The organism is Paenibacillus sp. FSL W7-1088, from assembly GCF_037969855.1.
GTDB lineage: Bacteria > Bacillota > Bacilli > Paenibacillales > Paenibacillaceae > Paenibacillus.
The window spans coordinates 3,820,008-3,834,864 of sequence record NZ_CP150216.1 but is presented as its reverse complement, the minus strand read 5'-3'; the positions used below and the strand labels follow the sequence as shown (position 1 = coordinate 3,834,864).

Here is a 14,857-nt window from a genome sequence, read left to right as displayed (position 1 = left end):
GACCGATACTATAATGATGAAGGTGGCTAGGTGAATAAAAAGAGCGTGAGGAAGAGAAGGAATGAAGGGGAAGTGAAATTACGAATGGATATGAACATTTTTATCATTGAAGACGATGCTGCTATCTTGCGATCCTTGAGAGAGCGATTGGAGCAATGGTCATTTCACGTTTTTGTACCCGAAAGGTTTGACGATATTATGAGCACCCTCGTTGCTGTGCAGCCTCAAATGGTCATTATCGATATTCAGCTGCCAATGTATGACGGCTTTCACTGGTGTCGTGAAATTCGGGCGATTTCTAAAGTGCCGATTCTGTTTCTGTCTTCGCGTGATCATCCTCTGGATATGGTGATGGCAATGAATATGGGGGCCGATGATTATATCCAGAAACCTTTTCATATGGATGTGTTCATGGCCCGGATTCAGGCAATCCTTCGCAGAACATATGCATACGGGGATGAGGCTGCCGAACTGCTGGAATGGAACGGTTCCATCCTCGATATGAAGCGCGGCTTGATTCGCAAAGATGGGCAGGATGTGATGTTGACCAAGAATGAATTTTTCATACTCGTGGAGTTAGTCAAGGCGAAGGACACGGTGATTTCACGTCATGACCTGATTCGCAAGTTGTGGGATGACGAACGTTTTGTTAATGATAATACGCTTACTGCAAATATTACACGACTGCGCCATAAACTGATGGCGGTTGATTTGGAGGAGGCTATCGTAACGAAAAAAGGTCTTGGTTACATGGCAACTACACGCTAGGGAGGAAATACCTTGCTGTTCCGCTACCTGTCCGATCGAATAAGCTGGATTTTATTTTATTTGCTTTCCCTGTTATTTGTAGATTTGTTGATTTGGCTTGACAATGGCATAGCTGTCCGTCTGGATGCTTTGCTTTATCTGAACGTGATACTTTTGTTATCCGCAATGGTCTTTTTGGGCTGGCGTTATCGGAAGGAGACCCGTTACGTGATATCACTGGAAAAACTGACAAAGGAGATTGGAGAAGATTGGATGGCTGCACTACCGAATGCTCGTTATCATAACGAAGTGGTAAACCATCGGTTGCTAATGGCGGTGGGGCAATTGCACAGGCAAAAGCTTGCGGACAATTTCACCTCGCAAACAGGTGAGCAGGCGTATACAGCCGCCTGGGTGCATGAGGTCAAAGCACCGCTCACTGCGATGAAATTAGTCATAGAAGCTAATCGTAGCGAACCTGTCATCCGCACCATAGAATCAGAATGGCTGCGTATTCATCTGCTCATTGATCAACAGCTGTATATCTCCCGATTGCCCACACTGGAGTCGGATTTTGTACTCGAAAATGCAGGCATTCAGAAACTTATTTCCATGGAAGTCCGTGAAGTGGCTTCCTGGTGTATGGAAAAAAATATTGCTGTGGAGTTTGAAGGAACAGAAATGTACATTTCTACAGATCGCAAATGGTGCCGATTCGTTATTCGTCAATTGCTTACCAATGCAATCCAATACAGCCCGGAGGGATCGTTGATCCTTATGAGCACGTCCATCACTCCTGAAGGTTATGTGAGATTAACAATGAGAGATGAGGGGAAAGGGATAGCCTCGCATGATTTGCCTCGCATATTTGACCATGGATTTACTGGCGACAACGGCAGACTTCAAAATGCCGCAACCGGGCTTGGACTTTATCTGGCACAGACGGTGGGGAGTAAAATCGGTATTCGGTTGGCAGCAAGATCACAGCTGGATAGAGGAACGGAAATGGACATGATCTTCACGGGACGAAATGCATTTCAGGATGTTCAAGCACATGGATTACCTTCATGACGATAATGTCACATTAGATATCCCACTTGTCATCTGTATCGAGCGATGGGCTGCATCTGACTCTCTATAATAAACATTAGATTAGAGCAGGAGGCCAACAATATGAATTCACAAGGTATACAAAAAACCATGCTCCATGCACAGCAAGTGCGTAAAACCTATGGTTATAGGAGCAATATGCAGCAGGCGTTGAAGGGCATCGACTTACGTGTTATGGAAGGGGATTTCATTGGTATTATGGGGCCATCCGGTTCAGGGAAATCCACCCTGATCAATGTACTGGCGACAATAGATCAAGCGTCGGAAGGTAGGATCATCGTCGAGGGATCGGATATCTCCACCATGAAGAGCGCGGAATTGGCCGTTTTCAGACGGAATAAGCTCGGTTTTATTTTTCAGGATTACAATTTGCTGGACACGCTGACGGTCAAAGAAAATGTGCTGCTGCCCGTCTCGCTCGGAAAGGCAAATAAAGCAGCGGCGGAAGCTGCTTTTGAGGAACTGGCATCACACTTTAGAATCAAGGACATTGCTCATCGGTATCCGCATGAGATTTCTGGTGGGCAGCGGCAGCGAACTTCTGCAGCACGGGCGTTGATTCACAAGCCTGCTATCGTCTTTGCTGACGAGCCGACTGGCGCATTGGATTCAAAGGCAGCCTCTGCTATGCTCTGCAAATTGGAAGAGTTAAATCGTCAGGACCATATAACCATTATGATGGTAACGCATGATCCGGTCGCTGCAAGCTATTGCAGTCGTGTCTTCTTTTTGAAGGACGGCTTGTTATATTCCGAATTATATCGGGGCAGCAAAACACGGCAAACTTTTTTCAAGGACATTATGAATGTACAGGCAGTGCTTGGAGGTGACAACGTTGACATTGTTTGAGCTGGTCATCCGCAGCATGCGTAAAAATATAAAACAGTACCATCTTTACTTTTTCGCTCTCATGATGAGTGCGATCTTGTACTTTGTCTTTGCCACTTTACAAAATGATAAATCAATCCTGGCAGCGACTTTTGGGGATGTCCAGTTTGCCTCCTTATTCCAGGCATCAGCATTCTTGTTGGTCGTCATTGTAGCCATTTTCATACTTTATGCGAACCTTATTTTTTTTAAGCGGCGGAGTAGAGAAATCGGTCTTTACCAGCTCATTGGTCTGACAAGGAATAAAGTCATGCTGCTCCTCATTTTAGAAAATATAATTCTTGGGTTGGGGGCGCTTGGCATAGGCATTGGTGCTGGTGCACTCATGTCGCGTTTATTCCTGCTTGTTTTGATGAAGCTGATTGGTATAGAGGGAGTCATTCCGTTTACATTTTCAGGCGCAGCCGCGATGCAAACTGCCTATGTTTTCACTGTATTAATCGGACTGACCATCGTTCAGATGTTATTGCAAGTTCACGGAACAACGCTGCTTGAACTATTCAAGGAGGATCGGCAAATCGATAAGCCAAAACAGTCAAATCAGGCACTGTCAGCCTTGATGGGATTGCTCGGCATAGCCCTGATCGCAACAGGTTACTGGTTCTCCAGCACGCTGTCCGGCAACCATTTACTGAGGCAAATCGTGATCATCCTCGCGTCAACGATACTTGGAACCTATTTGCTGTTTCGGGTTACAATTGGTTGGCTGTTCTATCGGTTTAGAAGAAGCAGGAACGGACAACTTGGCTTAAAAAACAGCTTGTCGCTGGCTCCCATGATGCATCGGCTCAAAGAAAATGCCAATTCGCTCACCTTGATCACGCTCCTGTCAGCCATGACGTTGACGATGAGTTCAGTTGCCTACTCACTGTATTATTCAGTTGATCGTGAATCCAGGGCTATGATGCCGTATGATTTCATGTTTCAAGGCAGTGAGCAGGAAGCGACTTCGTTCCGTAATGAACTGGAGAAGGCAGGGATTGCCTTTCATAAGGGATCAATTGAAGCAGTCAGGCTGAAAGGTACCTTTGGTAATAAGAAAACGGGAGAGCCAAATACCATATTATTACTTCCTGCGGAACAGCTGCAGGAAAGGGATGCTGAATTTATTATGCCTCAACTTGATGAAGCGATTTGGTACAAGGGACAGAAGAATGCGTTAGAAATGAAAACGGATGGAGAGACATTCCCGCTAACTATTGAACTAGAGAAAGGGAATCGCAGCTTCATGATTCAAGCCGTCAGAAGTATAGATCGTTATGCCGTGAACTTTATTGTAAGTGGGCGTCAATTGGTTGTTTCGGAGGCACTATTGCAACGCATTCGGGAAAAGTTGTTTTTGGAGGCAGAGGAAGATATTGTCACCATGATAACATATCAGATTAAAATGAAAAGTGATCAAGCGGCAGCTTCGAATTTGTACGCCAAATACGTAAAGAATGAAAAAAGCACACCTGACTTTTATACGTATGCGGAAGAATCTATGCGTAAGTTCGGATTAATCATTTTTACGGCAGCTTTTCTCGGTCTTATATTCTTAATCGCGACAGGAAGTATTCTGTATTTTAAGCAGATGACAGAAGCGGAGCAGGAGAAGAGCAGCTACAAGATTTTGCGTCAGCTGGGATTCAGCGAGCGCGAAATCATGGGCGGTATTGTTCGCAAGCAGCTGTATGTATTTGCGATTCCGCTGGGCATTGGTGTAATTCATTCCATCTTTGCTGTGAAAACAGCTGCTACACTGATATTAACGGATATCATATTTCCCGCAACTGTTGCAATGTGCATTTATGCTTTGATTTACTTGTTGTTTGCTGCTCTTACTATAGGCTATTATCGAAAAGTTGTGGCAGAGGCATTGTAAAAGCGGGGAAATCTCAAAATCCCCCATACATAATGAAACGGATATGCTCTTCCAAGTACTCAGGACGGAGCATCCGTTTTTTTTATTTACGGGTGATATGCGGACTGCCATTACCTTAAGGATGTTTGCCTTCAAAATAGAAAGGTACCGTTATGCTGTGTATAAACGTACTGATAAGAATGGCGGAAATTAGTTTGGACTGGCAAACTCTCAATAAAAAGCAGGTAGTTATCTGGATAAACTTAATTGAGCGAGTAAAAAATGAAATAATAATTGCTTCTCGATTGTGTATGCGATATATTGCATATAAGAATAATTGTAATGAGGATGAAAACAATGCCAATTCCTAAAGGTTTTTCCTTACCCGTCCGTATGTCCGCAAAAGAAAGAGCGTTTTCTCAGATTCAGCGATGGATTATTGATGGAACACTGCAACCAGGTGAAAAGCTTATTGATGCGGAAATGGCTGAATCGCTTGGAGTCAGTCGGACCCCGATTCGGGAGGCATTTCAGTTACTTGAAGTTCAAGGCCTCGTGTCTATGCATCCGGGAAAAGAAACAAAAGTAACGAATATTGAGAAAAACGATATTTTTAAGATGTATTCAACGATGGCTGCTCTTCAGGCATTGGCTGCTGAAATCACCGCCAACATTATTGTTCCAGAACAGATCGAGAAACTAAGATCCATCAATTTGGAATTTGCAACTTCAATTAAAAATGGCCAAGTGTATCACGCCATGGAGGTGGATGAGTTATTTCATAATTATATTGTGGAGCTCTCAGATAATCCTTATGTGGCCACATTTAATGCCTCTCTCCAGATTCACATTAGGCGTTTTAAATATGTGTTTTTAAAACAACCTATTACGGCTACATTTACTTCAGTTGAAGAACATGATTTGATTATTGAAGCTTTTGAAGGCAAAAATAGCGATGATGCGCATGCAATAATGAAACAAAATTTTATTCGTCCGATGCAGGAGCTGAACGAAATACTTTGAAGTGGGGGTAAGGGACATGGAAAATAAAAAAGATCTTCGTATTCGAAGCAAGGTAATCAGTGAAGGAGCTAACCGGGTACCGAACAGAGCGATGCTGCGTGCAGTTGGTTTTCAAGATGAGGATTTTAAAAAGCCAATGATTGGAATAGCGAGTACGTGGAGTGAAGTAACACCGTGCAATATGCACATCAATGATTTGGCGGTGCAAGCTAAGCAGGGCGCACGTAATAACGGCGGTGCTCCATTAATTTTTAACACAATTACCGTTTCTGATGGGATCTCGATGGGGCATGGAGGAATGTTGTTCTCTCTACCAAGTCGGGAAGCTATAGCTGATTCAATTGAAATTGTGACCGGAGCCGAGCGTTTTGACGGCATTGTTGCAATCGGTGGTTGTGACAAGAATACGCCTGCATGTTTGATGGCTATTGGACGGATGAACATTCCTTCCGTTTATGTATATGGAGGAACCATTCAACCTGGTAGTCTTGACGGTAAAAAAGTGGATATCGTTTCAGCTTTTGAAGCCGTTGGTCAATATCAAGATGGAAAAATAACAGATGAACAGTTGCATAAGGTCGAATGTAGTGTTTGCCCGGGTCCAGGGGCTTGCGGGGGCATGTATACCGCTAATACGATGGCCGCAGCTGCAGAAGCAATGGGTATGTGTTTGCCTGGTTCTTCTTCGACATCAGCTATCTCAGCGGATAAAGCATTGGAATGCGAAGCAGCCGGTAAGCAGGTCATCTCACTTCTTGAACAGGAAATCTACCCAAGAGACATTATGACGAAGAAAGCATTTGAGAATGCGATCACCGTTGTCATGGCACTAGGGGGGTCAACCAACGCATTTCTCCATCTGCTAGCTATTGCACACTCCGTAGAAGTGGATTTAACCTTGGATGATTTTGAGCGTATTCGCTTGCGTGTTCCTCATTTGGCAGATCTGAAGCCGAGTGGCCAATATGTGATGCAGGATCTGAACGATATTGGCGGTGTTTCAGGAGTAATGAAGCTATTGCTCGCTGAAGGATTGCTTCATGGGGATTGCCTTACCGTAACGGGTAAAACGTTGGCGGAAAATTTAGCGGAAGCTGCTCCACTTCAAAATGATCAAGAGATTATACGACCACTCGATAATCCGCTTAAGCCAGATGGACCACTGGTTGTGCTTCGAGGAAACCTCGCTCCTGAAGGCGCTGTTGCCAAAATGTCAGGCATGAAGATACAGCAGTTTTCCGGCCCGACAAAAGTGTACGATAGCGAAGAAGACGCGACGGCAGCGATTATGAATGATGAAATTCAAGAAGGAGACGTATTGGTCATACGCTATTGTGGTCCTAAGGGTGGACCTGGTATGCCTGAGATGCTTTCCGTTACAGCACTCATCGTAGGAAAAGGACTCGGTGGAAAAGTTGCTCTCATAACAGATGGTAGATTTTCAGGCGGCTCGCATGGATTTGTAGTCGGTCATGTATCACCTGAAGCACAAGTAGGTGGACCAATCTCTTTGCTCAAAAATGGGGATATTATTACCATTAACAGTGACATTCAGGAAATTAAGGTTGAGGTGTCAGAAGAAGAGTTAGCCGCTCGAGCGCAAGCGTGGGTACAACCTCCACTGAAAGTAAAATCCGGTGTACTCGGCAAATATGCCAAATTAGTTTCCTCTGCTTCAAGAGGTGCAGTAACAGATTTGATGGAATAGACAAATAAACATTGATGCTGCATATAAAACGGGAAGCTGCTATAACGAATGCATGAAGCACGCGAAACAAAAAAAGGCCAGCTTTAGAGATCAAGAATGTCGCAAGAAATGATGAAGAATACGTTAAGTAAAGATTAAATTTTTAGCCCCCGCTAGTTTCATCATTTGAAAATTAACGGGGGTTTTTTTGTGGTGAAGTTAATGAATTTCATCGGGAATCCATCATCATTGAACATCCATATATTAGTTGTTTCCAGGTTGAGTCATTCATAAAATCCTTCAGTAGATTTTCTCAAACTGCTGAATTGATCCAGATCATGACCGAACCAGACTTGGGAATTCGTGCGGGCAGCCAAAGTACGAATTTTCTCTACTGCGTTTCGATAGCCGATCAAATCATAAATTATACCAGGTGGCTTGACCGGAGGACCAAAACTTTCCGCAGTATAGATGGCATCGGAAGCTAGAATGATTCCGCCGGTTTCTGGCATGTCGATCTGGAGACCTAACATTCCCCATGCATGGCCGCTTCCGAAATTCAAGATTTTGATTCCATCCACCAGATCCAAATTGTCTTCTCCCGGTTTGATCGTTTTCCATTGCAGCTGTTTTTTGATCCATGCGTCAATATCAGCCCACACATAGGCTCCTTCTTTTTCATTGCGGGCGTAGGTCTGCTTTTCGATTAATTAAAAAAGGCGAAATTAGACTCAATTTAGCTGTTGAGTACAAGAGCATTGTGTCATTACAGAATAGATTGTTAGCTAATTATTGATTGGTTGAGAGTTGCAGGAGAAAGAAGTGTAGAAGTAAGTGTACCTCAATGGAACGAAATTGAACAAATAAGAGAGTGCTTAGGTACTGGCTTTTTATTCATATGTGAAGGTAAACTGAATTCGAAATCATTTATTTCTAAGAATAGAGACATAGTTACCTACTAAGCTGGAGAATGACATCATAAAGAGCCTACCAAGTTCCAAATTTGCTCCGTTAATTAAAGACAAAGGGCACAGATGTATGAAAGTAGAGTTCTTTGTGTCATTTTGGTAGGAAACTTTGTGTCAATGTACACGTTATTTTGCCTGTTAGTTCATTTATAGATATAATGCAGATGTACAATGACACAAAGTTACCAAACAAGAGAACCCTTTGAGCCACATTAATAAAAGAATAAAATGATAGTTTCATTAATCAAGCAAGGAGTGTGCATATAATGGGTTCGTTTTCGAAAGAAACAAAAGATAATTCTTACGTAGTAATTCCGTCAGAAAATGTAACTAAGATACAATTTGGAGATCCGTGTTATAACGGTTATCAACTAGCTGGGCAAGAATTCTGGGAATTAACGGGTGTCTCTTATACCACTGAAGTATCTTCGTTAGAAGTTCGTAAATACCAATACCATATGGCAGGAAATCTGCATCATGCCTTATTACCGCTTAGCAAGCTGCTATAAGTTAATTTTGTATTTTGAAGAAGGAAGGGAATAACCTTGCAGGAGTACTACTTGACGCCTATAGAAATAGTAGCGATCCGTTGGGTTGACAGTCTAATTGAAATGGGTATTACGATTTCACACGTTGCTCTAATAGCCGTTTACAAAAAAAATGGGATTTACGTTGATAATAGAAAGTTACATATGGACTATATAGAAACAATGAAAAGATAATTTCATTGAAGGAGGTTCGGGATGAGAAACGAAGAATGTTGTCCTGAATGTGGAGGAACAAAATTTGGGGAGGGCAAGTCGCACGGCGAAGCTAGGGTATATCCTATGAAAAAGATGCTAACATTAGGATCAGATGTTACTCATGTAATTTGTATAACGTGTGGATTTATTTTAAAAAGTTTTGTTAAAGAGCCACATAAATTTGAGGATAATAAATAAATTGTACTGCAAGAAAGGGGAACAACAGATCAAGTTTTAACTCTGCTCATGTAGAAGTACATAAAGTTACCAACCATGAAGTCCCTTATAGAATAAGGTTTTTTATTTTTTGGTAGGGAACTTTGTGTCAATGTTGTTGAGGGACAAGAACATACTCCCATTTAAGTCGCTATTTTAGCGGCTTTTTTATTTTAGCGGTACAAGTTTTTGTCCTGATTGCCGAAATTGACAAGAACATGTTCCCATTATCAAATTTGGTTGGTATATATAATCAGCAAAGTTTGAGGAGAGCGAATTGATGAGCAAGATATCAAAAGGATGGTAGTGTTAAAATAAATTTGTCTTAAATTCTTGCTGGGGATTTTTATTCTGATAAGAAAAACACAAACGGATAGTAATGACCTGAATGAAAATTTCCGCTCTCTTCTTGAGCGTACCCAGGTTCATGCTGTAGATTTTCTCAACAAATTGGACAGCCAGTCTGTCGGCGCAACAACAGACACAGATACATTACGTCGTCGATTGGGCCTTCCACTTGGCAATGATGGCATTCCCGCCGAACGGGTGATTGACGAGTTGGTGGCTGCTACTGAAGGAGGACATCTGGGCTCTGCAGGGGGGCGTTTTTTTGCATGGGTGATTGGCGGTGCACTACCTTCAGCGCTTGCAGCCGATTGGCTTACTTCCACTTGGGACAATAACGCAGCTCTGTATGCTTGCGGGCCTGCCGCTTCTGTAGTGGAAGAGATAGCCGGAGCATGGGTCAAGGTGGTACTTGATTTGCCTAGCACAGCTTCGTTCGCATTTACCACCGGCTGCCAGATGGCGCACTTCACTTGTCTCGCCGCAGCACGTCATGCGCTCCTTCGAGATAGGGGGTGGAATGTGGAGCTGGACGGGTTGAACGGAGCTCCCTCAATCCGTATTCTGGCGTCTGAACAGCGTCATGGAAGTATCGAACGAGCTCTGCGCTTCCTAGGTATCGGAACAGCTGCCTTGGTTCCTCTCACAACCGACGCAGATGCGCGTGTCACAGTAGATGTGCTATCCATAGCTCTTAAAGCTTCTGACAGTCCAACGATTGTTATTCTTGACGCAGCGGATCTTAACGTAGCCGCAATCGATCCATTCAGCGAACTTATCCCTATCGCGCGAGCAGCTGGGGCATGGGTGCATATCGACGGTGCATTTGGACTTTGGGCGCAAGCAAGTGGACAACATCGAAGCAAACTGGCAGGAATCGAACTGGCACATTCATGGGCGACGGATGCGCATAAGTGGCTTAATACACCGAAGGACAATGGGATAGCTCTAATTACTGATTCCGATGCACATCGCGCTGCAATGGGGATTAGCGCAGTCTATCTGACCCATGATGCGGAAACACGCGACCAAATTAACTGGACGCCAGATTGGACTAGACGCGCACGAGGCTTTGCGGTTTATGCAGCGTTGCGTGAACTTGGTAGAGCTGGCGTGGCCGATCTCATTGAACGAAGTTGTGATCATGCCGCAGCGCTCGCGAGCGGTATCGCAGCGTTGCATGGAGCCGAGATGGTTTTTGAACCCACGCTAAACCAAGCACTGGTCAGGTTCCTCTCTCCAGAAATCAATGCTTCAGAAGATGACCATGATGCTCGCACAACCTCAGTGATTGCCGCTATCAACGCAGAAGGAACGGCATTTTTCAGCGGCACAGTTTGGAGAGGGAGGAGTGCAATGCGAATCAGAGTTGTCAACTGGCGTACGTCGGACGCCGATGTGCATGCGACAGTAGCTGCAGTCGCGCGCGTGCTTGCCAGTATGGACCTTAACTAGAATTTTTGTGGCGCAAGACAAGCAGTCAATAGTAAATTTGTTACTGAAGAATTCCCGTATGATTGAGTTTATTTATACAGGTTAGTTTATGCTTTTTTAACCTTGATGGGCTAACTTCCCTCAAGGTTCTTTTATTAAGGAATAGTTCATAACAAGATATTTGAAATGGGTATAATTGATAATTGTACATTTATTCGTGAAGATTTGTGCTTTGTTGGCATTGCCTGAGAGGGAGCTATTTTCACCTTATATTGTTAGCGTATTTGATAGGATGTTCCTAAGCAGTTTTATTTGGAACTGGTGGTGCTCCGTTAGCTTCTATAAAAATGGGAGAAGGGGAACAAAACAAAGAGGAAGACTTGCTTGGTTGTCGTTTTTATGCTACTCATGGCATCCATGCTAATAACAACTGTGTTTCATTTAATGCACCATGCTTACACTATTTGGTGCCAGTCATGAGATTTTATCATTCGATAATGAAATTTTTAAACATTTACCTTTTTGGAACTTTAGGTGTACTCAATTCTCTGGGATTAGATAGGTTAATTGCAGCACAAGGATTTGCTAAAACAGCTATTCACGGTATTTGTTGCTGCGGTTGTGAACATTATCCTCGACACCATTTTTATTTATGGTATGAAGTTGGGCATAGTGATTTTATAGCGCAGCTACCCATTAGTCTGTGCATCAACGATCTAGAGCTTATTGTACTGAAGGCTAGACTAATGAGAGGGGCCAAAAGCTTTCTGCTTCAGAAAATAGACGGACGTCCAAATTATTTAATGGCTTAAATAATCTGTGTTTTTAGCAGATGGAGGTAGCTCTGTTCATGGAACAACTATTAGACTCTAGAATGGATTACATAGAATAGTGGACCAACTAAAATTAGGTAGTGATCTAAGTGTCAACAGATTAGATAAGCAAAGCAAAGGTATGAGTGCCTTTGCTTTAACTTAGAAAGAAGGGTGTCGTAAAAATTAACAAGGTATCATTCCCGATGCGTGCTTGTTGTCGGACCTCTCATCTATTAAGTTCTTTTATGTGGATCTATGATTGAAGCGCTGCACAAGCGAGAATCTCGTCGGTAGTGCGTAATCGGCCAATACGTGGAAAGATGACTTTTCTTACGTGATCATGTTCTGCCTCGCTGAATCCGGTCATTGCGTCTATTGCAAAAATCACCTGATACCCATGAGCAAATGCTTCTCGCGCAGTTGTATCAACCCCAATTCCTGAAGCAATTCCGCAGAGTATGATCGTAGTAATGCCTCTCCGGCGTAACTGCTGATCCAGATCCGTCCCGTAAAATGCACCCCACTGACGCTTAGTAATTAGATGGTCGTTAGTAGTGACTCCAATTTCAGGCACAATTTCATCCCATCCAGGTACCAGATTGATCGCTGGCGGTTCTTGATCCAGCAGCGGATGGGGCATATCTTTGAAATCTTTCGAAGAAACACGTACGAGTCCAACGAAGGCACCAACCTCACGGAAAGTTTGAACCATGGCAGCGGCACGTTCGACAACTTGTTCTGCTGAATGAGGGGCGTACTGGTTTCCGATCCATTTCTGCAGATCGATTACGATTAATGCCGTTTTAGAAAATTGATATAAATGCTCTTTCATGTTAATCACACTCCAATTTCAATTTGATCATCCTTAATAGTAAGTTCATAAAATTGAACTTTTATTCATTGACTTGGTGTTCATAATTTTGTACTATTAGTTCAAAGTTGTCAAGAGGGGATGCTTGAGCATGAGCGTAACGAAGCAAGATATCATTTATTCGGCTTCTAAAATGTTTAACGAAAAAGGTTACCTGGGAACATCCATTCAGGAAATCGCCCAGGACTGTTCCATAGCAAAGGGCTCCGTTTACAAATATTTTCCTTCTAAAGAGGATTTGTTGTGTGAGGTTTTCGACCATTGCCAAATGGCTTATTTTGATCGGGCTGAACGTTTGAAAGATATCGGAAAGGGGAGCCCTCAGGAGAGACTAGTGGATCAGATTGTATTTCGTTTTCAGTATTTCATGGAATATCGTCATATTATGGTGGATTTCATTGATCTACCAATTACGCAGTACGAAACATTCCGCAAATTGAGAAATCACGTTCGCGAGCGAATGATGGAGTGGCACAGATCATGGCTTTTAGAAGTCTACGGCCCTAAAATTCAGCCTTTTCTCTGGGATTTGATCTTTATTTACCGGTCTTTTATTAAAGATTATCTGCAGCGCGTCATCTCCGAAGAGAATCTATTGTCCGTTGAGGATACAGCTTGGTTTATCGTTGATAAGATGGATGCGTTAGTCAACCACATGTCCAAGTCAGGTTCGAATGGACTGCTCGGGCAAAGCGCATATGATACCTTTATTCATTCAGGCTCAAACGACTGGAACGGTGAAAAAGAACGGATTACCGAAGAGTTGCTCGGCAGAGTGATTGCTATTATTGAGGCTTGGAAGGGTGGGGCAGAACGCCGTAAGGAATTGCAAGAAATTGTTCAATTGTTGAATAGCGAGATTGCTCAGACTGAGCCAAAGAGATCGGTTATTCAAGCGTTATGTGCTTACTTGGAACAAGAGAAAGAACTAAGAAGTTCAGTTATTCAGTTAAAGCAAATCGTCCTAGCATAGGTAAGGAATATTGGTGTTAGTTAGAGAAATGTGAATATTCCAATGATGATAACTATAGCTGTATATTTAAAAAAGGTTGAACAATTGTTGCTAAATCACTTCAAAGGGTAGTTCTAATGAAAGCTATCCTGCTCTTAAATAGAGCAGGGGCTCGATCTACTCGATAGGAACGTTCTTGAACACAACCGATTTGTAAAGATGAACGGCATTCGGAAGCTGTAGCTTGATACTCCTGCCCAAAAAGAGCGATGTTGCGTGAAGCCCGCGTGCGGTTAATGGTGGCATGGATGATTTTCCGTTCGTATGCGAAAGTTGAGTCATTCATAAAATCCTTCAGTAGATTTTCTCAAACTGCTGAATTGATCCAGATCATGACCGAACCAGACTTGGGAATTCGTACGGGCAGCCAATGTACGAATTTTCTCTACTGTGTTTCGATAGCCGATCAAATCATAAATTATCCCAGGCGGCTTGACAGGAGGACCAAAACTTTCCGAAGTATAGATGGCATCGGAAGATAGAATGATTCCGCCGGTTTCTGGCATGTCGATCTGGAGACCCAACATTCCCCATGTATGACCGCTTCCGAAATTCAAGATTTTGATACCATCCACCAGATCCAAATTGTCTTCTCACGGTTTGATCGTTTTCCATTGCAGCTGGTTTTTGATCCATGCGTCAATATCAGCCCACACATAGGCTCCTTCTTTTTCATTGCGGGCGTAGGTCTGCAGTGCTCCGTTAAACTCATCCTCATGGACGATAATGGTCGCGTTCGTGAACAATTCGAGGCATCCTGCATGGTCCAGATGCAAATGGGAGGCAACAACATACTTGATGTCTTCGGGTCTAACCTTAAGCTGCTCCAATCGGTTATGCAGGTAACATTCCTCGCTTGCCACCCATGGAGACGACAGTTGGGTCGATTGTGTCCAGCGCCCTTGAGCGCCCATTGAGTTTGGGTTGCAGGCTGTATCAAACAAGATTTTCCCCTCAGGATGATCGATCAATACCGTATAAATTGGAAACTCCACAAATTGTGTCTGGGCATTCGGATTATTAATTGTTGCTGGATTATGCATGGAGATGATCCAATTTTTATCCATGCTCATTCGACCGTTATCCAATACATATAGCTTGGGATGCATCTTAATAATATTTGTCATGTTTATTTACCTACCTATCGAAGTAATC

At 43.2% G+C, this 14,857-nt stretch carries 12 protein-coding genes and 2 pseudogenes; 11 read left to right on the top strand and 3 right to left on the bottom strand.

Translation table 11 applies throughout. From position 1 onward, the window contains the following. Nucleotides 1-84 precede the first annotated feature (84 nt). The 6 genes from MKY42_RS17260 to ilvD all read left to right on the top strand — a co-directional run bounded on the left by MKY42_RS17260 (nucleotide 85) and on the right by ilvD (nucleotide 7,319). Nucleotides 85-768 carry a response regulator transcription factor gene (locus MKY42_RS17260; protein ID WP_339843540.1) on the top strand — a complete coding sequence of 228 codons (684 nt, stop codon included), beginning with the start codon at nucleotides 85-87 and terminating at the stop codon, nucleotides 766-768. 12 nt (nucleotides 769-780) lie between these two features. Further along, nucleotides 781-1,818 carry a sensor histidine kinase gene (locus MKY42_RS17255; protein ID WP_339843538.1) on the top strand — a complete coding sequence of 346 codons (1,038 nt, stop codon included), beginning with the start codon at nucleotides 781-783 and terminating at the stop codon, nucleotides 1,816-1,818. A 102-nt stretch (nucleotides 1,819-1,920) separates the two neighbouring features. Next, the gene (locus tag MKY42_RS17250) at nucleotides 1,921-2,706 is read left to right on the top strand and encodes an ABC transporter ATP-binding protein (RefSeq protein ID WP_339843536.1); all 786 of its coding nucleotides are present in this window, start codon (nucleotides 1,921-1,923) and stop codon (nucleotides 2,704-2,706) included. Then, on the top strand, nucleotides 2,684-4,609 hold the full coding sequence (locus MKY42_RS17245) for an FtsX-like permease family protein (protein ID WP_339843534.1): 1,926 nt from the start codon (nucleotides 2,684-2,686) through the stop codon (nucleotides 4,607-4,609). Before MKY42_RS17250 ends, MKY42_RS17245 begins: the two co-directional genes overlap by 23 nt. Nucleotides 4,610-4,945: 336 nt before the next feature. Next, nucleotides 4,946-5,611 (top strand): GntR family transcriptional regulator, encoded by a 666-nt coding sequence (locus MKY42_RS17240; protein ID WP_339843532.1) that lies wholly within the window; start codon nucleotides 4,946-4,948, stop codon nucleotides 5,609-5,611. 16 nt (nucleotides 5,612-5,627) lie between these two features. Further along, nucleotides 5,628-7,319 carry a dihydroxy-acid dehydratase gene (gene ilvD / locus MKY42_RS17235; RefSeq protein ID WP_339843530.1) on the top strand — a complete coding sequence of 564 codons (1,692 nt, stop codon included), beginning with the start codon at nucleotides 5,628-5,630 and terminating at the stop codon, nucleotides 7,317-7,319. A gap of 263 nt (nucleotides 7,320-7,582) precedes the next feature. Here ilvD and MKY42_RS17230 read toward each other — a convergent pair. Continuing rightward, nucleotides 7,583-7,996: pseudogene (locus MKY42_RS17230) on the bottom strand (N-acyl homoserine lactonase family protein); the annotation flags it as partial. Between the two features lie 536 nt (nucleotides 7,997-8,532). Here MKY42_RS17230 and MKY42_RS17225 point away from each other — a divergent pair. The 4 genes from MKY42_RS17225 to MKY42_RS17210 all read left to right on the top strand — a co-directional run bounded on the left by MKY42_RS17225 (nucleotide 8,533) and on the right by MKY42_RS17210 (nucleotide 11,816). Continuing rightward, nucleotides 8,533-8,775 carry a hypothetical protein gene (locus tag MKY42_RS17225; protein ID WP_339843528.1) on the top strand — a complete coding sequence of 81 codons (243 nt, stop codon included), beginning with the start codon at nucleotides 8,533-8,535 and terminating at the stop codon, nucleotides 8,773-8,775. Nucleotides 8,776-9,009: 234 nt separating this feature from the next. Beyond that, nucleotides 9,010-9,207 (top strand): transcription initiation factor TFIIIB, encoded by a 198-nt coding sequence (locus MKY42_RS17220; RefSeq protein WP_090898719.1) that lies wholly within the window; start codon nucleotides 9,010-9,012, stop codon nucleotides 9,205-9,207. 351 nt (nucleotides 9,208-9,558) lie between these two features. Then, nucleotides 9,559-11,025: a pyridoxal-dependent decarboxylase gene (locus MKY42_RS17215; protein ID WP_339843525.1), complete on the top strand. Its 1,467-nt coding sequence runs from the start codon at nucleotides 9,559-9,561 to the stop codon at nucleotides 11,023-11,025. A 326-nt stretch (nucleotides 11,026-11,351) separates the two neighbouring features. After that, nucleotides 11,352-11,816 carry a hypothetical protein gene (locus MKY42_RS17210; RefSeq protein ID WP_339843523.1) on the top strand — a complete coding sequence of 155 codons (465 nt, stop codon included), beginning with the start codon at nucleotides 11,352-11,354 and terminating at the stop codon, nucleotides 11,814-11,816. A gap of 256 nt (nucleotides 11,817-12,072) precedes the next feature. On the opposite strand, the gene MKY42_RS17205 is transcribed toward MKY42_RS17210, so the two are convergent. Further along, on the bottom strand, nucleotides 12,073-12,651 hold the full coding sequence (locus MKY42_RS17205; protein WP_090898698.1) for an isochorismatase family protein: 579 nt from the start codon (nucleotides 12,649-12,651) through the stop codon (nucleotides 12,073-12,075). 130 nt (nucleotides 12,652-12,781) lie between these two features. Between MKY42_RS17205 and MKY42_RS17200 the strand changes: the two genes are divergently transcribed. Continuing rightward, entirely contained in the window at nucleotides 12,782-13,663 is an 882-nt protein-coding gene (locus tag MKY42_RS17200; RefSeq protein WP_090898695.1) for a TetR/AcrR family transcriptional regulator, read from the top strand. Nucleotides 13,664-13,980: 317 nt separating this feature from the next. Here the strand turns inward: MKY42_RS17200 and MKY42_RS17195 are convergent. Continuing rightward, a pseudogene (locus tag MKY42_RS17195) lies at nucleotides 13,981-14,829 on the bottom strand (N-acyl homoserine lactonase family protein). Nucleotides 14,830-14,857 lie beyond the last annotated feature (28 nt).

Excerpts from the sequence above, each read along its gene's own strand:
- MKY42_RS17260 (WP_339843540.1), top strand. The coding sequence starts at position 85 with ATGGATATGAACATTTTTATCATTGAAGACGATGCTGCTATCTTGCGA.
- MKY42_RS17250 (WP_339843536.1), top strand. The coding sequence starts at position 1,921 with ATGAATTCACAAGGTATACAAAAAACCATGCTCCATGCACAGCAAGTG.
- MKY42_RS17240 (WP_339843532.1), top strand. The coding sequence starts at position 4,946 with ATGCCAATTCCTAAAGGTTTTTCCTTACCCGTCCGTATGTCCGCAAAA.
- ilvD (WP_339843530.1), top strand. The coding sequence starts at position 5,628 with ATGGAAAATAAAAAAGATCTTCGTATTCGAAGCAAGGTAATCAGTGAA.
- MKY42_RS17225 (WP_339843528.1), top strand. The coding sequence starts at position 8,533 with ATGGGTTCGTTTTCGAAAGAAACAAAAGATAATTCTTACGTAGTAATT.
- MKY42_RS17220 (WP_090898719.1), top strand. The coding sequence starts at position 9,010 with ATGAGAAACGAAGAATGTTGTCCTGAATGTGGAGGAACAAAATTTGGG.
- MKY42_RS17210 (WP_339843523.1), top strand. The coding sequence starts at position 11,352 with ATGGGAGAAGGGGAACAAAACAAAGAGGAAGACTTGCTTGGTTGTCGT.
- MKY42_RS17205 (WP_090898698.1), bottom strand. The coding sequence starts at position 12,651 with ATGAAAGAGCATTTATATCAATTTTCTAAAACGGCATTAATCGTAATC.
- MKY42_RS17200 (WP_090898695.1), top strand. The coding sequence starts at position 12,782 with ATGAGCGTAACGAAGCAAGATATCATTTATTCGGCTTCTAAAATGTTT.